The following is a 16,688-nucleotide window of genomic DNA, read 5'->3' as shown; positions in this document are numbered from 1 at the left end:
CCCGGTCCGCATCCGCGAGCGCCGCCGGACGGGCCTGAGGGCCGTCCGACGTGTGAAGGGCGGCTGGGTGGGCAGATACCGGGTTACCAGGAGGAGGTGGTGGCCGTGGGCCGCATCCAGATCGTCCGCCGTCCGCAGCCCCCCACGGGGCCGCCCCCGCTGGACCTGCGAACACCGTCCGGACGGCCCCTGCCGTACTGAGCCCGAGCCCCGCCGTCAGCGGGGTGGGACGCAAACCCTGAGCCAGAGGCGGACGGAGCGTAAGCTCCGGAGGCATGATCGATCATTCGGTGTACGCCCCGTCCGCCCGCCGGACGAACTGGGCGGGCAACATCACCTTCGGTGCGGAGCAGCTGCACACCCCCTCCTCCGTAGCCGAACTCCAGGACATCGTGTCCGCGGGGACGGCTGTCCGGGTGCTGGGCACCGGGCACTCCTTCAACGCCGTCGCCGACACGGACGGCGCCCTGATATCCGTCGCGGGCCTGCCTCGCTCCATCGAGATCGACCGGGAGGCGCGTACCGCGACGGTGAGCGCCGGTCTGCGTTTCGGGGAGCTGACCGGCACCCTGCACCGAGGCGGGTTCGCCCTGCACAACCTCGGCTCGCTGCCCCATATCTCCGTAGCGGGAGCGTGCGCCACGGGCACGCACGGTTCGGGCGTGGGAAACCGCTCCCTGCCCGGTGCCGTCAGGGCGCTGGAGCTCGTCACCGCCGACGGCGAGATCCTGTCGCTGGAGCGGGGCGACGCGGGCTTCGACGGCGCGGTGGTCTCCCTGGGCGCACTCGGGGTGGTGACGCGGCTGACCCTGGACCTCGTGCCCGCGTTCGAGATCCAGCAGTGGGTGTACGAGGGGCTCCCGCAGGAGCAGTTGCTCGGCCGGTTCGACGAGGTGATGTCCGAGGCCTACAGCGTGAGCCTCTTCACCGGCTGGCACGGCGGTCCGATCGACCAGGTGTGGCTCAAGCGGCGTGTCGGCGGCGACGGCCCCCGCACCGCTCCGCACCGGTGGCTCGGCGCGACGCTCGCGGAAGGCGCGAGGCACCCGGTCCCCGGGGTGGCGGCGGAACACTGCACACAGCAGCAAGGTGTCCCGGGCCCCTGGCACGCCAGGCTCCCTCACTTCCGCCTGGAGTTCACGCCGAGCAACGGGGAGGAACTCCAGTCGGAGTACTTCGTCGCCCGGCACGACGCGGTGGCGGCCTACGAGGCCCTCGACCGGATCCGGCAGCAGTTCGCGCCGCTCCTCCAGATAGGTGAGATCCGCACGGTGGCCGCCGACGACCTGTGGCTGAGCCCGGCACAGGGGAGGGACTCCGTGGCGTTCCATTTCACCTGGGTGCCCGACACGGCCGCTGTCACGCCGGTCCTCGGGGCCATCGAGGAGGCGCTCGCCCCTTTCGGGGCCAGGCCGCACTGGGGCAAGGTCTTCAGCACCCCGCCGGGTGCGCTCCGCGAGCTCTACGGGCACTACGCCGACTTCGAGCAGCTGACCGAGCGGCTCGACCCCGCCGGCACGTTCCGCAACGACTTCCTGGTGGACCACTTCCCCCGTAACGGCTGACGCCCGGGGCTCCCGTCCGGCCTGGTCCGGACGGGGGACCTACCTCCAGCCGGGCGGCGGTCCGCCGGGCCGGCGTCCCTGTGACGGTCCCGGCGCGAGCTCCTCCACGAGAGCGGCCAGCTCATCGCACGCGAGCTCCGTCTCACGGCGGATGTTGTTGTGCTCGGTCACGATCGCCGCGAGCAGCAGCGCCGTGAGCGCCACGCAGCCGTTGAGGATGGACAGGTTGAGCATGATCTCGAGCACGGAGTGGCCGGTGAACGGTCCGACCCCCTCGGTGCCGGCGATGATCGCCATGACGGATATCAGAAGAGCGCAGGGGGCGCTGCCGGCCAGCTGGAAGCGGAGCGCCGCCCAGACGAGCACCGGGAAGACGAGGTAGATCATGGACAGCGAGCTTCTCGTCGCGACAGTCGCCGCCACCACCGCGACCACGCCGAGCGCCACCGCCTCCGCCCACCGGTCGTCCGTCCTGGGCAGGCGCGCCTTGCGCAGGACGAGCAGCAGCGGCGTGACCATGAGCACGCCCATCGCGTCTCCCGCCCACCAGGCCGACCAGACCGGCCAGAACTGGGAGGCGGACAGCCCCCCGCTCAGCAGCTGGACCCCGCTGCCGGCGGTGGCGCTGATGATCATGCCGCCCAGAGCACCCAGAAAGACCAGGGCGAGTCCGTCGCGCAGACGGTCCAGCTCCGTCCGGAACCCCACCACGCGCAGAGCCAGGAAGGAACACAGCGGGGCCAGGGAGCTGCCAACCGCGACGGCGAGCCCCCAGAAGGTGAACCCGTCGCTCATGGAGATGACGGTGAGGAGCGCCCCGACGGCGATCGCCGGCCAGATCCGTGGTCCCAGGTACAGCAGGGCGGCGAGGGCGATTCCGGAGGGCGGCCACAGCGGGCTGACGATCGAGCCCTGTACCTCGACCTGTCTGAGGAGACCGAGCTGTCCGGACGCGTAATAGGCGGCGACGATGCCCAGCATCTGCAGAACGATCACGGCTCGGCGTCGGGTTTCCTCGCTGCGGATCACGCATCTCATAAGACACCGCCGGTGACGGCGAGCCGTTGTGACACGCGCGGGGGTGGGACCGGCTTACCCGGGGTCCTGGGACAGGCGATCGTGGCGCAGTACGAGCACGGCCGCGTCGTCCTCATGACCTGTGAACACCGCGGCCTGGAGCACCCGGTCCGCCAGCTCCTCGGCGTCGGCGCCGACGTGGGCGCTCACCAGGCGCCTGATCCGGTCCAGCCCGTCGTCGATGGAGAGCGAGGGCCCTTCGATGACCCCGTCGGTGAGAAGGACGAACGCACCGGCCACGTCCAGATCACGCCGGGTGACGGGGTAGTGCTGGCGCATCGAGATACCGAGGGGGAGCCCGCCGGCGTCGGCGGTGATGCCCGAGCGCCCGTCGGCCGTCGCCCATACGGACGCGACATGGCCCGCGCGGGCACTTCGGAGCTCCCGCGTCCTCGGGTCGAGCCGGAGGAACGAGCAGGTGGCGAAGAGCGTCGAATCCATCGAAAGGACCAGATCGTTCGTACGGCCCATCACCTCACCGGGATCGGCCGCCGAACTGGCGATGGCGCGCATGGCTATGCGGATCTGCCCCATGAAGGCGGCTGCTTCCACGTCGTGTCCCTGGACATCGCCGATGGCGAGGCCGAGCGCCCCGTCCGGCAGCACGAAGCCGTCGTACCAGTCGCCGCCGATGTCCAGGCCGTCCCGGGCGGGTGCGTAGCGAGCCGCCGTCTGCAGACCCGGGAAGACCGGCAGCGTCGCGGGCAGCATCTTGCGCTGCAGGGCCTGGGCCAGCTCGACGCGGGCCTGATGCAGCTCCACCTCTTCCCTGGCACGGGCGGTCAGATGCTGCAAGGTGCTGAGCAGGTCCTCGGCGCTCGCCGACCGGGGAGTTCGACGCCGGTTCATGGGCCGCTCCGCGTTGCGATAGTCCCTGCATCCTATTTCGGCTCCGGAACTCCGGCGAGCGCTGGCACGGCCCCCGGTAGCTGACGCCCGGGGCCCGTCAGCCGGCCCGGCCGAGCGAGGCGGTGAGCCGCCACAGGGTCTCCTGCAGGCCCAGAACCTCCTGTACGGACAGGCCCGTGGCCTTGAGGATCGAGCGGGGGACGGGCAGCGCGCGCTCGCGCAGGTCCGTCCCGGCACCGGTGAGGTGGACCGTGACCGACCGCTCGTCCTCCGGGCTGCGCTCACGCCTGACGAGGCCGGCCGATTCCAGCCTCTTCAGCAGGGGCGACAGCGTGCCGGAGTCCAGGTGCAGCCGCTCGCCGATGGTCTTGACCGGGAGCGGGCCGTGCTCCCAGAGAACCATCATGGCGAGGTACTGCGGGTAGGTGAGCCCGAGGTCCTTGAGCGCTTCCCGGTAGACGCCACCGAAGGCGCGGGAGGCCGCCTGCAGCGAGAAGCAGACCTGGTGGTCCAGCTTGAGCAGTTCCGTGTCCGGCAGATCGGTCAGCCCGGGTGCGGGGGTCGATGGTGGCCTCATGGGACCAGGGTAGCTTGTCGGCGCCATTGAGTTGTGCACAATTGAATTGTGTGTCACTCTTATGGGGTGGCCGGGCCGCGGTCACCGTCGTACGAGAGAAGGTCACCCCATGGACGCGCTGTACACCGCTGCCGCCACCGCCAACGGCCGTGAAGGCCGGGCGGTGAGCTCCGACGGACAGATCGACCTCGCGCTCGCCCTGCCGCCGGCTCTCGGGGGCAACGGGGCGGGCACCAACCCCGAGCAGCTCTTCGCCGCCGGATATGCCGCGTGCTTCGCCAGTGCGATGAGTTCGGTCGCCCGTGAGATGAAGGTCGACACCAAGGACGTCTCCGTGACGGCCGAGGTCTCGATCGGCAAGGACGATTCGGGTTTCGGCCTCGCGGTCGTCATGCGCGTCGAACTGCCTGAGGCGCTCGAAGGGGAGACCGGTCGGCGCCTGGTCGAGGCGACGCACGCGTACTGCCCCTACTCCAAGGCCACCCGGGGGAACATCGACGTCGAGCTCGTCATCGAATAGCGGACCAGGTCTCCCCGCCCGTCATCGGGCGGGGAGACCGGTCCGGCAGGGGAGGCAGGAGTCGAACCTGCGGCATCCGGTTTTGGAGACCGGCGCTCTGGCCTCTGAGCTACACCCCTTCGGTGTGATCAGCCTCGCAGCCGTACCCGTCGGCGACAACCGGTTTTACGGGGACCAGGTCCGTTCCCGGGGTCCGCCCCCCGAGGGCCGGAGGCGAACGCGTACACTCGGCTCCCGTTTCCGCTGATTGGCGGGCATAACCGATCGATAGGCAGTTCACGTGAGTTTCACAGAGGCATCCGACGCGCCGATCTACGCCGGTCTGGTGGAGGAACAGGGCGACGTTCCGGCCGAGGTCCGGCGGGTGGCCGAGGAGACGCTGCTCGAGGTGGAGAGCGCGCTCGACTTCAGCGCGGTGCGTGCCCCGGCCGCCGCCCGTTGAGTCCGGTCCGGACCACGCCGGATTCCCGCGGGCCCGGTCCGGATCAAGCTGGATCTCCTGGGGCAGGATCATCTCCGTCGACCCCTGGATCCTTACCCACCGGAGCCCGCGTGACCATCAGCCTGCACCGCTCGGCAACCGTCCTGTTCCAGGGCGACAGCATCACCGATGCGGGACGGCTGCTGGAACGGGACTGCCCCCTGGGCAACGGCTACGCCCGGATGGCCGCCGAACACGTGCGGTCCGCCCTTCCGGGCAGTGACATCACGTTCTTCAACCGGGGCGTCGCCGGCGACGGCGTCTCGGATCTGCGCGCTCGGTGGCGTGAGGACGCCCTGGACCTCGAGCCGAGCGTGGTGTCGGTCCTGATCGGCGTGAACGAGACCTATCACCGTTACTTCTACGGGACCGTCACCCCGGTGGGCGCGTACGAGAACGACTACCGCGCCATCCTCACCCAGGTCCGGGAGAAGTCGGACGCCCAGCTGATCCTCGTCGAGCCCTTCCTCGTGCCGGTACAGCACGAGCAGTGGGCCTGGCGCGAGGATCTCGACCCGAGGATTCAGACGGTCCGCAGGCTGGCCGAGGAGTTCGACGCCGCGCTGCTGGCGGCGGACGGGCTGCTCAACCAGGCGGCGCGCGCCGCCGGCGGTGCCGCGTACATCGCCGGTGACGGAGTCCACCCGACCCCGCTCGGGCATTCCGTCCTGGCGGAGGCCTGGACGGCTCTGGCGGGGCTGTAGCTCGCCGGGGGCCGGAGGACCGGAACCCTGGCCCAGACCGTCTTGCCCGCCCCGGTGGGCCGTGACCAGCCCCAGGAACTGCTCAGCGCGTCGATGATGCGCAGACCCCGGCCGCGCTCGAAGGACTCGTCCGCCGGGCGCAGTACGGGCACCTCGGGGCTGGGGTCGTTGACCGCGCAGACCAGCGCACCGTCCTGGCGCGCGAGGCCGAGCCGGGCCGTCGACCGCTCGGCGGGCAGCAGCCCATGGCAGACGGCGTTGCTCACCAACTCGCCCGCGACGAGAGCGACATCGTCCGCACAGGAGCCCAGGCCCCAGCGTTCGAGTGCGTCGCGGACGAACGCACGCGCCTGCCGCAGGCTCTCCGGATCCGCCCCCAGGCCCCGTGTGGTGAAGCCCGGGGCCTCGATACCGAGGTCCCGGGCCAGCTCCTCGTGCGGATCCGCGCCGCTCGCGGCAGGACCGGGCACGGGCGCTGCCGCTCCGTGACGTCGCGTGTTCTCCGCGTGCATGAGCGCTGACAACCCTCCGTCGAAGCCCGGCGCAATGGTGCCGTGGGGGCCGGATGACCACTAGTATCCTCGCCGTCCGCACCCGCGGTGCAATTGCATCCGGAATTGCACCCGGTGGTGTGAGCCAGGGACACCTGTTCACCCTGCGCGGGCCCTGGTGGCACACCAGGAAGTGTCAGCGCAACGAGAAGGACGGACCGCATGCAGCACATCGACAACGGCGTTCCCGCCAACACCCTGACCGGCGTGGAGTGGAAGAAGAGCCATCACAGCAATCCCAGCGGGAACTGCGTCGAGATGGCACTCCTGCCCGGTGGAGCGGTGGCCGTACGCAACTCCCGGCACCCAGAAGGGCCCGCCCTCGTGTACACGGGAGACGAAGTACGCGCGTTCCTCGCGGGCGTCAGGGACGGCGACTTCGACACCATGACGGGCTGAACTCGCGGCAGGGCGGGCTGAAAAGTCGCGGCACTCTCGCATCGGCCGGGCCATGGCGGGGCTCCTGATGGCACACTGGCATCACGACGCCCGTCCTCAGGAGTCCGCATGCCCGGCATCGAACAGCTTCAGCCGTCACGGAGGCCGACGCTCACCCCGGCCACGGGGGCGAGTCCCACGGCTCTGCGCCTGGTGCTGGGCGCGCAGTTGCGGCGGATGCGTGGTGAGGCGGGCATCCCCCCCGAGGTCGCCGCGGAACGGATCCGGTGCTCGACCGCGAAGATCAGCCGGATGGAGACCGGGCACTCTCCCTGCAAGGAACGCGACGCGGCAGACCTTCTCACGCTCTACGGAGTGACCGACCCCGCCAGGACGTCCGAGTTCATCGAACTGGTGCGACGGGCCGGACAGCGCGGATGGTGGCGCAACTACGCCGACGTACTGCCGGACTGGTTCGAGCCTCTGGTCGGTCTGGAGGAGGCCGCCGCGTCGATCCGTACGTACGAGGGGCACTACATTCCGGGGCTGCTGCAGACAGCCGACTACGCCTATGCCGTGGTGCGTTCCGGTCACGCTCTCGAATCGGAGGAGGTCACCCGCCGAAGGGTCGAACTGAGGCTCAGGCGGCAGCAGTTGCTGCAGCGGCGGGATGCGCCGAAGCTCTGGGTGCTGCTGGACGAGGCGGTGCTGATGCGCCCGACGGGTGGCGCCCGGGTGATGCGTGAGCAGCTCGCCCATCTGCTGGAGATGACGGAGCTGCCTCACGTCATCGTGCAGGTCGCCCCTTTCGACGTGACCGCCCACACGTCCCCCGGCAACGGCATCACCTATCTGCGGTTCGCGGTGGACGGGCTCCCCGACGTCGCGTACATCGAACACCTGACCAACGCCACGTCCGTGAACAAGCCGGAGAGCACGGACGAGTACCGCTGGATCCTGGACTCGCTCAGTGCCCAGTCGCCGAGCCCGGCCGAGAGCAGGGACCTGCTGAGGCTGGCGCTCGAGCGCTACAGCGACGGCGGGGCTCCCTGACAGCGGCCCCCCTGTGTGACCGCCCTCCCACGGGCGCTCAGCCGATCAGGGACTCGGTGATTCGTCTGCGCGGGTGACCCGCCGGACGGAGCGGGCCGGCCGCACGGCAGCGGGATCGCGCCGTGCGCCGGATCCGTCAGCGTCGCGGTGACGCCACGGCACCCCTCACCACTTGCGGGCGACGCCGCCGAACTCGATCCATTCCTGTGTCTCCTGCTTCGGGGCCAGATCCGAGTCGGGGCGCCACGTCGACACCTCCACCAGCCCGGGCTCCAGCACGTCCAGGCCCTCCAGGAACGTGTGCACATCGGCCTCCCGGCGCACTCGCCCCCACTGGTTGCCGGTGCTCTTCGCCATGAAGTCCGTGACGAAGTCGCGGATGGCCTCGTTTTCGCTCACGAGCTGACACACCACCAGGAAACTTCCCGGAGCCAGACGGTCCGCCACCCGGCGTACCAGGCCCGCGGGGTCGTCCTGGTCGGGAATGCAGTGCATCACCGACACGAACAGCGCGGCCACCGGCTCGTCGAAGTCGATGAGCCGGTTCACCTCCGGGTTGCCGAAGATCCCCTCGGTGTCCCGCATGTCCGCCTGGATGACCGCGGTCCGGTCGTTCTCCTCGAGTATGGCCTTGCCGTGCGCGAGGACGATGGGGTCGTTGTCGATGTAGACGATCCTGGCTTCGGGGTCCACGAGCTGGGCGACCTGATGGACGTTGTCCTGGGTCGGCAGGCCGGATCCATGGTCGATGAACTGGCGGATTCCGTACTCGGATGCCAGGTGGTGCACGACGCGCCGAAGGAACCTCCGGTTGTTCACCGCCAGGACCTTGGTGCTCGGAACATGCTCCAGCAGCTGTTCGGAGGCCACCCGGTCCGCAGGGTAGTTGTCCTTGCCGCCCAGGTAGTAGTCGTACATCCGCGCGACGCTCGGCACGTTCACGTCGATGTTCTTCGGAATGGAGGTGTCCCCGTTGCTCATCCAGCCCTCGCGGTTCTCAGGGAGTGAAGTCGGTGTCCGTGAGGGGTCATGCTATGGATCTCGCCGGAGGGCTGACAGTCCTCGGCGGGGTGAGGCAAGGCCGCAGGGTTTCGAATCAGCCACCTGAGGCCCGGGGGAGGGAAGCCCGTCACGGGGCCCGGACCCACGGGTGCGCCCTCTTCGGTGCGACGGTATGTCAAGTCTTGCTGCTGGAGGGTCTATTGTCGCTTCCGGGCGATGTATGGAACCCGTGCGCGAGTCGCGCGGAGGGCTTTTCCAATGCGGCCGGAAATCGACGGAGGCACGTCCACCGGCCTCCGTGAGGGCCGTCCGAAACAGTTGCCCGGGACCGCGTCGGAGGGCCGCCGCCCGCACCTGGCGGTCTATCGTGGGAGTCATGCCCGCCCCTGAGCTGATCCGCATCGTCTCCCGCGACTCCCCCATGGCCCTGGCCCAGGTCGAGCGCGTCAGGGCCGAACTCGCGGCCCGTAATCCCGGCATCGTCACCGAGGTGGTCCCCGTCAGGACGACGGGCGACAAGTGGATGGGCGATCTCTCGGTGGTCGAGGGCAAGGGAGCCTTCACCAAGGAGGTCGACGCCGCCCTGCTCGCCGGCGAGGCGGACCTGGCCGTCCACTGCGTCAAGGACATCCCGGCCGACCGCCCGCTGCCCGCCGGAACGACGTTCGCCGCGTTCCTCGAGCGCGACGACATCCGCGACGCCCTCGTGCACCCGGACGGGCTCACGCTCGACCAGCTGCCGGACGGCGCCCGCGTCGGCACCTCATCCGTCCGCCGGACCGCACAACTCGCGGCGTCCCACCCTCACTTGAACTGCGTTCCGTTCCGCGGCAACGCCAACCGGCGGCTGGCGAAGCTCGCCGCGGGGGAGGCCGACGCCCTGCTCCTGGCCGTCGCGGGCCTCCACCGCATCGGCCGCCCCGACGTGATCAGCGACGTCCTCTCTCCGGAGACGATGTGCCCGCCCATCGGCGCGGGCGTCCTCGCCCTGCAGTGCCGCGAGGACGACACGGCGGCCATCGACGCCGTGAGCCCGCTCAACCACCCGGGCACCTACCGGGAGATCACAGCCGAGCGCATGTTCCTCCATGTCCTCCAGGGCCACTGCAACTCGCCGATCGCGGGGTACGCCACGGCCCATCGCAACGGAGATCTCTCGCTGCGTGCCTGCGTGTTCACCCCCGACGGCAAGACGGTCCTCAACGCACACGAATGGGCAGGTCCGCTCGACCCCGCCACCCTCGGCACCTCCGTGGCCGTCGCGCTGCTGCGCCAGGGTGCACGCGAGCTGATCGACACCATCGCCCACTGAATCCCGCGTGTCCGAGGCACGGCCCTGGACGGCGGCGGGGCGCCGGTTCCGCACACCCCCGGGTGCGACGCGCCCGTCGTACCGGAGGAGACCTGAGGGCCGCTCCCCACATCGGCCGCGTAGGGTCGTGACCATGGTGCACGTATTGAGCAGCAGGGTATTGCTGAGGCCCCGTGACCCGGAGGCCTCCCGTGACTTCTACGGACGGACGCTCGGGCTGCCCGTCTACAGGGAGTTCGGCACCGGGGCGGACCGGGGAACGGTGTACTTCCTCGGAGGGGGCTTCCTCGAGGTGTCGGGCCGTTCGGAGACACCCCCGACCGAGTCGCTGCGGCTCTGGATGCAGGTCGAGGACTGTGCGGCGGCACATGAGGAGGTGGCGGCCCGCGGGGCGGTCGTCCTGCGCCCGCCTCTCCAGGAACCCTGGGGTCTGATCGAGATGTGGATCGCCGACCCCGACGGCCACCGCATCGTGCTGACCGAGGTACCCGCCGACCATCCCCTCCGCTACCGTCCCTGACCGCCGTGAGAGCGGGTGTCCTCAGGTACTTAGCCGAAGGCGGTGAGCGCGACACGGGCCGCCTGCGCGACGAGCGCGTCCTGAGGCTCGGCTTCGCGGGCGTCGCCACGGGTCAGCACGGCGAGGACGATCGGCGCGGACTCCGGCGGCCAGAGGACAGCGATGTCGTTACGGGTGCCGTAGCCGCCCGTGCCGGTCTTGTCACCCACCACCCAGCCGTCCGGGGCGCCGGCGCGGATGAGCGCGTCGCCGGTGGTGTTCCGCTTGAGCCAGTCCGTCAGCACGGCCCGCTTGTCCGCGCCCAGGGTGCCGCCGAGCACGTAGGCCCGCAGATCGGCGGCAAGGGCACGCGGTGTGCTGGTGTCACGGGGGTCGCCGGGCGCGGCTTCGCTGAGATCGGGTTCGTAGCGGTCGCACCGGGTGGTGCGGTCGCCGAGAGCGCCGAGGGCGTCCTGCAGCCCCCCGGGGCCACCTAGCTCGTGGAAGAGGAGATTGGCCGCGGCGTTGTCGCTGTAGCGGATGGCCGCGTCACACAGTTCGCGCAGGGTCAGCCCCGTGTCCACGTGCCGCTCGGTGACCGGGGAGTTGGCGACGAGATCATCAGGGCCGTACCGCACACGCCGTTCGAGCCCCTGGAGCGTGTACCTGTCCAGCAGTGCGCCCGCGAGCAGCGCCTTGCAGGTCGAGGCGTAGGCGAAACGCTCGTCCGGACGGTGCGTGACGGACAGGCCACTCCCGGTGTCGACCGCGTACACACCCACCCGAGCGTCGAACTTACGCTCCAGTTCCTGGAACGCGGGCTCCGTCCGGCGTGCCGCCCCTGCGGACCGTGAGGGCGTTGACCCGGACGGCGCCGGTCGGGCCGCGGCCGGCGGGGACGTGTCGCACCCGGCGAGCGGAAGGGCTACGAGGCCGGCCAGAGCGGAGAGTGCGGTACGTCGGGGGAGAGGGGTGGGCACGAGGACGGCGACTTCCTGACTCCGAGGGTGCTGCCCGGCAACCGTCCGTGAACCGCCCCGGATGGCACGGGCGTTCGGGGCTCAGGTCGCGGCCGACAGCGTTCTGACGTTCCAGGATAGGGCGGGCGCTTCCGTTCGCCACCGATATGCCGCCCGTGTCGTTGTTCGGGGCGGCGAGGTCAGCAGGCGGGGCGCGGCGCGTGCGAGCTTTGGGGGCTGAAGCGTATGCGCGTGAGCCCGCCCTCGCCGGAGGGGCCGGAGCCGGTCTTGTCAACGACATAGACGGTGCTGTCGTCGGACACCCTTACGTGATTGGGGTACGCATCGGTGGTCACGCTCTCCACGACCGTTCCTGCACGCGGGTCGACCACCGACAGGCTTCCGGCCAGTCGGTTGGCCACCAGGACGCGGCCCGTGCACGGGTCGACGGCCACCGACTTCGCGCCTTCGCCCGTCGCCGCCGACCTGGCGACGGTGCCCCTGTGCACGTCGACGACCGAGACGGCGCCCGCGGCCTGGTCGGCGGGGTAAGCGGTACGCCCGTCGGCGGAGAGCGCGATTGAGCGTGGTGCATCGCCGGCTGGGATGAGGCGTGGGGTCCCGGAGCCCGGAGGGATCTCGATGGTCCGGTCGTTCGTGAAGTCGGCGGCGTAGACCGCGCCGGTCCATTCGTTCAGCGTCAGCCCCGTCGGTCCGCTCCCCTCGACGGGGACATGCCTGATGTCCCTGAAGGTCCGGCTGTCGAAGGCCACGAGAGCGCCCTCACCGAAAGCGCCGGCCCACACGACGTCGCGCTTCTCGTCCAGGACTACCTCGCGCGAGTGGTGCACATATGGCCGGGTGGCGAGATGCCTGCCGGTCTTCTGGATGTACACGGACACCGAGTTGTTCCGGGTGTTGGTGACCCCCAGGGTGTTGCGCTCGTCGTCGACGTCGATGCCGTGGACGGCTTCGACCGTGCTGTTCGTGGGTGGCGTGTACGCGGCGTCCACGTCGAGGGTGCCGGGATCGATCCCCAGCAACCGGGAAGCCGTGACCGGCGCGGGTGGCTGCCCCACGGAGGCGGTGGCCCAGAGCACGTCGCCGGCCGGATCCCTCTGTCCCACGTAAAGTTAGGTGCTCCTAAGCCAGGTTTCGCGCAGAGGGCAACCGTGTCAGGATGCGACGCATGTCTGTTCGTGCACTGAGCTTCGGAGCGATGGCGGAAGCGTACGAACGGTTCCGGCCGGGGTACTCCGCGGAGCTGTTCGACAGGGTGGCGGCGTACGCGGGACAGCCGGTGCGGACCGCCCTCGAGATCGGTGCGGGGACGGGGAAAGCCACTCGTCTGTTCGCCCGACGCGGGGTCGCGGTCACCGCGACCGAGCCGGACGCAGCCATGCTCGCCGAGTTGCGCAAGCACGTCCCGGCGAGCGTCAGGACGGTGCGAGCCGCGTTCGAGGACCTGCGTCCGGGCGAGAGGTACGGGCTCGTCTATGCGGCGGCCGCGCTGCACTGGACGAATCCGGAGGGCCGGTGGCCACGTGTGGCGGCGCTGCTGGAGCCGGGTGCGGTGTTCGCCTCGTTCGGCGGGCCGATCCAGCCGGCCGATCCGGCTGTGGAGGAAGCAGTGCGAGCGGCACGGGCGCCGTTCCTGGAGAGTGACGGGGTGCCGTCACCGGACGGGACGCCTGCGGGTCATGCCATGCAGTGGCCGGGTACCGAGCTTCAACGGTCCGGATGGTTCACCGACGTACAACAGTCCGTGATTGAACGGCGCTTGACCATGAGCGCCGCCGACTATGTCGGCCAGCTCTCGACCGTCTCGGCCTATCTCGTACTGCCGGCCACGGAGCGGCAGCAGGTGTTCGACCGGATCATGCGGGTTCTGCCGGCGGTGGTCGAGGTCGCCGCTGACATCACCGTTCATCTCGCGCGCCGACGTCAGGAGCCGTGATACCCCCGTGGGCACTCTGCTGAGGATCATGTGGGGCATGATGAGGTCATGCGGACGCAACCTGTGCTCATCTACGACGGAGACTGCGCTTTCTGTACCTCCTCCGTGATCTTCGCTGAACGGCACGTCCGGCCCAGTTGTGAGGTCACTCCCTGGCAGTTCGCCGAGATGGAATCCCTCGGGTTCGCCCAAGAACGGGCAGAGTACGAACTGTTGTGGATCACACCCCAGGGAAAGATCTACGGTGGCGTGCAGGCCGTCGCCAAGATGCTGCTGAACGCGGGAGGCGGCTGGGCTGTGCTGGGGGCGATGCTGACCCTGCCTCCTCTCCGCTGGATCGCCCACGGTGTCTACCGGCTCGTCGCGAACAACCGGGAGCGGATGCCGGGCGGGACGCCGGCCTGCGCCCTCCCCGCGGACCGTCGGCCGCGCAACGGGACATCCACGTCGGACTCCTTGGGCTGAGCGCCGGACACGTCCTGCCGGAGCTCTTCCGTCCCGGCCCGTCCGTCCGGCGGCAGGTACCTGCCGCCGGACGGATCAGGACGCGGCGCTGTCCGCGCGGGCCGGTCCGCCGCTCGGCCGGTTCAGAGCTGGAATTCTGCCGGAGACAGTCCCAACGCCGCGCAGGCCTCTCGGAGGATCATGTGCTCGGCATGCGAGAAGTCGCCGTCGGAGCCGGCGATGACGATGCCCGTCTGGAGCACGGCCCTTGCCTCGGTCGGCTTCTTGGCGGTCTTCACGATCTCCTGCATGGCGTCGGTCTTGCCCTGCTGGAAGTTGAGCGTGAGCTGGTCCACATGCTTGTTGAAACGCTGGCGCAACTGCTCCGGCGGGAAGTTCTGCAGGACGTCGTTGCCGAGGATCATCGACTCCACGTGCTGACGCTCCGCAGGATCCACATGCCCGTCAGCGGCAGCGACGAGTGCACACATCGCCATACTCGCGTCGCGGTAGCCGCCGCTCTTGAGCTCCGTCTTGAGGGAGGCGAGCTGTGACTTCAGCGTGCTGACCAACTGGGCGCGCGAACCACCACCGGATCCCTGCCCGCCGCTTCGTCCGGGCGTGGACCCGCGCGCTCCTTGGGACTGCTGCAGATTCTTGGCCTGATTCTTGAGTTGGTCCCACACTGCCATCGAGGTCACCTCGGTCTTCGTCAGAGTTGTCGGTCGCGAGCCCGTGTGCTCACCCAGGTGAACGGCCGAGTGCGGGTAAAGGTTCCGCAAAATGGCAGATCGGTGATGCCCACCCCGAGACGGCATCCTCGCCTCCTCCGAGAAGATCGGCACCATTTCGCGGTTCCAGGTGCTGTCCTGGGGGAAGGTCGCCGGGCTGATCACTGACGTGGGCCCCCGCGACGCGGTCGGCCGACACCCCTTCCCTCCATCCGTTCGGTACCTCTCCGTGGATGCAGTGCAACCATCCGTGCCGTTCGAGGGTCACATCAAGTGGGAGTAAAACGCTCTCAGGGACATAAGGGGGAAATATGAGAATCGTTCGTAATGTCGCAGCTCTCGGGGCGGTCACCGCGCTGGCGGTGGGCAGCACGGTCGCGCTGAGCACGACGGCCTCCGCCGCGCCGAACGTCACGCCGCAGGGCGTCTGCGGCAAGGCCTACAAGACCGTGAACTCCGTGCCGGTCGGCTCGCTGGGCACCGTCTACCTGACGTACAACTCCACCAACGGCCAGAACTGTGTCGCGACCATCCGCGCCAACCCGGGAACGGCCAAGCCCATGTCGGCGTACATCTACGTGCCCGCGACCGACGAGTGGGCCGGGGACGACGGCAGCTTCACGTCGTACGCGGGACCGGGCTACGTGTACGGCAAGGGCTACTGCGTGAGCTGGGGCGGGAGCATCGCCAACGTGTACGTGTCGGTGGAGAACTCCAACTGTGCCGCACGCAAGGAGCAGCGGGTCACCGAGATCCGCTGACCCCGCCTCGGTGAAGACGGGGCGTCGGCCATCGGCAGGCGCCCCGAGCGGTGGGTTCCGGCAGAGGACCTTGAGGTCTAGGGATCGTCGCAACGCCCCGGTCCAGGGGACGTGATGGATTTCGAGATCCCGGACCGGTCCGTCGTCCAGGGGCGCCGTGCCTTGTCCGAGGAGCGGCGCCTCTAGCTTCAGCTCATGGCACTGGCGTAGCGGCCGTGCCCCGTCCGGCGGGCATATCGAGGCGCCACCGAGCAACGCGGTGGCGCCTCCGGGCGTCCATGATCTGCCGTGAGGTCCGCCGAAACCGGCGCCCGGGCGGCGGCCAGGCCAACTCCCGCGAGGCCTCGGTGGCGAGATCGCGGAACCGGTGACGTCATGGGGCGTGTGTTTGAGGTGCCGCTGCGCGTGTATTGAGTAGCATTTCGGAAGAAAAGGGCCGGTCTCGGGCAGCTGCCGGGGCGCAAGCGGAACGAGTGGACCGAGGTGGCCGTGGCGGACGAGAGTGTTCAGTACCCGAATTCGATCGTCCCGGTCGGGCATGTCGAGCCCGTGCCGCGGCGTATCCGGGGGACGATCGGCGGTCGCGTCGCTTTCGACACCCGGCGTGCACTGTACGTGTGGGAATGGTCCGCCTACCCCCAATTCAGCATCCCCGCAGTGGACTTGGTCGACGCCGTGCTCACCGACGACGACCACGTGGAGCAGTTGGGTGCCGGGCCCGCGCGGCGTCATACGTTGCAGGTCGGGCCCGAGGTCCGCGAGGGTGCGGCATGGGCATGGGACCATGGCGCCCCGGCACGTCTGCAGGGCACCGTCCGGTTCGAGTGGGAGGCGCTGGACTCCTGGTTCGAGGAGGACGAGCCGGTCTTCGTCCACCCGAGGAGCCCCTACTCCCGGGTGGATGCGCTGCGTTCTTCCAGCAGCGTCCGCGTGGAGCTGGACGGCGTCGTGCTGGCGGACGCCCCCCACTGCGTCAAGCTGTTCGAGACCGGCCTGCCGACCCGCTACTACCTCGACCGCGCGTACGTCGACCAGACGCGTTTGCGTCGCTCCGACACAGTGACCCGCTGCCCGTACAAGGGCACGACGAGCGGCTACTGGTCGTTCGTCGGTGACGCCGCCGCCCACTCGGACATCGCCTGGGTGTACGACTTCCCGACGATCCACGCCAATCGCATCGCGGGAATGGTCGCGTTCTACAACGAGCGTGTCGATCTGTCCGTCGACGGAACGCCGCTGCCCCGGCCCCCGGCCCCGGCCGGATAGAG

General features: G+C 69.7%; 19 protein-coding genes, 1 tRNA gene and 2 pseudogenes. 13 read left to right on the top strand and 9 right to left on the bottom strand.

Annotation, left to right across the window (positions count from 1 at the left end; genetic code table 11):
* Window positions 1–275 precede the first annotated feature (275 nt).
* On the top strand, window positions 276–1,565 hold the full coding sequence (locus ACIP63_RS19410; RefSeq protein WP_401517117.1) for an FAD-binding protein: 1,290 nt from the start codon (window positions 276–278) through the stop codon (window positions 1,563–1,565).
* A gap of 39 nt (window positions 1,566–1,604) precedes the next feature.
* Here ACIP63_RS19410 and ACIP63_RS19405 read toward each other — a convergent pair whose 3' ends face one another.
* The 3 genes from ACIP63_RS19405 to ACIP63_RS19395 form a co-directional block, all read right to left on the bottom strand.
* Window positions 1,605–2,594 (bottom strand): MASE1 domain-containing protein, encoded by a 990-nt coding sequence (locus tag ACIP63_RS19405; protein ID WP_401517116.1) that lies wholly within the window; start codon window positions 2,592–2,594, stop codon window positions 1,605–1,607.
* Window positions 2,595–2,657: 63 nt separating this feature from the next.
* The gene (locus tag ACIP63_RS19400; RefSeq protein ID WP_401517114.1) at window positions 2,658–3,491 is read right to left on the bottom strand and encodes a PP2C family protein-serine/threonine phosphatase; all 834 of its coding nucleotides are present in this window, start codon (window positions 3,489–3,491) and stop codon (window positions 2,658–2,660) included.
* A gap of 97 nt (window positions 3,492–3,588) precedes the next feature.
* Window positions 3,589–4,068, bottom strand: coding sequence for a MarR family winged helix-turn-helix transcriptional regulator (locus tag ACIP63_RS19395; RefSeq protein ID WP_401517112.1), 480 nt, complete (start codon window positions 4,066–4,068; stop codon window positions 3,589–3,591).
* Between the two features lie 109 nt (window positions 4,069–4,177).
* Here ACIP63_RS19395 and ACIP63_RS19390 point away from each other — a divergent pair, with 109 nt between their 5' ends.
* Window positions 4,178–4,588, top strand: coding sequence for an organic hydroperoxide resistance protein (locus ACIP63_RS19390; RefSeq protein ID WP_104782565.1), 411 nt, complete (start codon window positions 4,178–4,180; stop codon window positions 4,586–4,588).
* Window positions 4,589–4,634: 46 nt separating this feature from the next.
* Here ACIP63_RS19390 and ACIP63_RS19385 read toward each other — a convergent pair.
* Window positions 4,635–4,707: transfer RNA gene (locus tag ACIP63_RS19385), tRNA-Trp, on the bottom strand.
* A 161-nt stretch (window positions 4,708–4,868) separates the two neighbouring features.
* On the opposite strand from ACIP63_RS19385, the gene ACIP63_RS19380 reads away from it, so the two are divergent.
* Both ACIP63_RS19380 and ACIP63_RS19375 read left to right on the top strand, forming a co-directional pair.
* A complete protein-coding gene (locus ACIP63_RS19380; RefSeq protein WP_383562831.1) occupies window positions 4,869–5,030 on the top strand; it encodes a hypothetical protein in 162 nt (53 codons plus the stop codon).
* Between the two features lie 110 nt (window positions 5,031–5,140).
* Complete coding sequence (locus ACIP63_RS19375) at window positions 5,141–5,773, top strand: GDSL-type esterase/lipase family protein (protein ID WP_401517111.1); 633 nt, start codon at window positions 5,141–5,143, stop codon at window positions 5,771–5,773.
* 38 nt (window positions 5,774–5,811) lie between these two features.
* On the opposite strand, the pseudogene ACIP63_RS19370 reads toward ACIP63_RS19375, so the two are convergent.
* A pseudogene (locus ACIP63_RS19370) lies at window positions 5,812–6,285 on the bottom strand (ATP-binding protein); the annotation flags it as partial.
* Window positions 6,286–6,486: 201 nt separating this feature from the next.
* On the opposite strand from ACIP63_RS19370, the gene ACIP63_RS19365 reads away from it, so the two are divergent.
* Together ACIP63_RS19365 and ACIP63_RS19360 are read left to right on the top strand one after the other, a co-directional pair.
* Window positions 6,487–6,723 carry a DUF397 domain-containing protein gene (locus ACIP63_RS19365; protein ID WP_401517110.1) on the top strand — a complete coding sequence of 79 codons (237 nt, stop codon included), beginning with the start codon at window positions 6,487–6,489 and terminating at the stop codon, window positions 6,721–6,723.
* Window positions 6,724–6,831: 108 nt separating this feature from the next.
* Window positions 6,832–7,755 carry a helix-turn-helix domain-containing protein gene (locus ACIP63_RS19360; protein WP_401517109.1) on the top strand — a complete coding sequence of 308 codons (924 nt, stop codon included), beginning with the start codon at window positions 6,832–6,834 and terminating at the stop codon, window positions 7,753–7,755.
* A gap of 165 nt (window positions 7,756–7,920) precedes the next feature.
* Here the strand turns inward: ACIP63_RS19360 and ACIP63_RS19355 are convergent, their stop codons facing one another.
* Complete coding sequence (locus ACIP63_RS19355) at window positions 7,921–8,736, bottom strand: SAM-dependent methyltransferase (protein WP_401517107.1); 816 nt, start codon at window positions 8,734–8,736, stop codon at window positions 7,921–7,923.
* A gap of 397 nt (window positions 8,737–9,133) precedes the next feature.
* On the opposite strand from ACIP63_RS19355, the gene hemC reads away from it, so the two are divergent.
* Together hemC and ACIP63_RS19345 are read left to right on the top strand one after the other, a co-directional pair.
* Window positions 9,134–10,069, top strand: coding sequence for a hydroxymethylbilane synthase (gene hemC / locus ACIP63_RS19350; protein ID WP_401517105.1), 936 nt, complete (start codon window positions 9,134–9,136; stop codon window positions 10,067–10,069).
* Between the two features lie 133 nt (window positions 10,070–10,202).
* Window positions 10,203–10,589, top strand: a complete 387-nt coding sequence (locus ACIP63_RS19345; protein ID WP_401517104.1) for a VOC family protein — start codon at window positions 10,203–10,205, stop codon at window positions 10,587–10,589.
* Window positions 10,590–10,618: 29 nt separating this feature from the next.
* On the opposite strand, the gene bla is transcribed toward ACIP63_RS19345, so the two are convergent.
* Window positions 10,619–11,548, bottom strand: a complete 930-nt coding sequence (gene bla / locus ACIP63_RS19340; protein WP_401517102.1) for a class A beta-lactamase — start codon at window positions 11,546–11,548, stop codon at window positions 10,619–10,621.
* A 179-nt stretch (window positions 11,549–11,727) separates the two neighbouring features.
* Complete coding sequence (locus ACIP63_RS19335) at window positions 11,728–12,654, bottom strand: YncE family protein (RefSeq protein WP_401517100.1); 927 nt, start codon at window positions 12,652–12,654, stop codon at window positions 11,728–11,730.
* 62 nt (window positions 12,655–12,716) lie between these two features.
* Between ACIP63_RS19335 and ACIP63_RS19330 the strand changes: the two genes are divergently transcribed.
* Window positions 12,717–13,484, top strand: coding sequence for a class I SAM-dependent methyltransferase (locus ACIP63_RS19330; RefSeq protein WP_401517098.1), 768 nt, complete (start codon window positions 12,717–12,719; stop codon window positions 13,482–13,484).
* 48 nt (window positions 13,485–13,532) lie between these two features.
* A complete protein-coding gene (locus tag ACIP63_RS19325) occupies window positions 13,533–13,949 on the top strand; it encodes a thiol-disulfide oxidoreductase DCC family protein (protein ID WP_401517096.1) in 417 nt (138 codons plus the stop codon).
* A 122-nt stretch (window positions 13,950–14,071) separates the two neighbouring features.
* Here ACIP63_RS19325 and ACIP63_RS19320 read toward each other — a convergent pair whose 3' ends face one another.
* Window positions 14,072–14,620, bottom strand: coding sequence for a tellurite resistance TerB family protein (locus ACIP63_RS19320; RefSeq protein WP_401517095.1), 549 nt, complete (start codon window positions 14,618–14,620; stop codon window positions 14,072–14,074).
* A 124-nt stretch (window positions 14,621–14,744) separates the two neighbouring features.
* Between ACIP63_RS19320 and ACIP63_RS19315 the strand changes: the two are divergent.
* The 3 genes and pseudogenes from ACIP63_RS19315 to ACIP63_RS19305 form a co-directional block, all read left to right on the top strand.
* Window positions 14,745–14,942 (top strand): annotated as a pseudogene (locus ACIP63_RS19315) (hypothetical protein); the annotation flags it as partial.
* Between the two features lie 28 nt (window positions 14,943–14,970).
* A complete protein-coding gene (locus ACIP63_RS19310; RefSeq protein ID WP_401517093.1) occupies window positions 14,971–15,420 on the top strand; it encodes a spore-associated protein in 450 nt (149 codons plus the stop codon).
* A gap of 489 nt (window positions 15,421–15,909) precedes the next feature.
* Window positions 15,910–16,686 (top strand): DUF427 domain-containing protein, encoded by a 777-nt coding sequence (locus ACIP63_RS19305; protein ID WP_401517092.1) that lies wholly within the window; start codon window positions 15,910–15,912, stop codon window positions 16,684–16,686.
* Window positions 16,687–16,688: the final 2 nt, after the last annotated feature.

The sequence above is a fragment of the Streptomyces sp. NPDC088746 genome (assembly GCF_044751065.1).
Taxonomy (GTDB): domain Bacteria; phylum Actinomycetota; class Actinomycetes; order Streptomycetales; family Streptomycetaceae; genus Streptomyces.
Note: the sequence above shows the minus strand (reverse complement) of the source record. Positions and strands in the feature narration are given on the sequence as shown.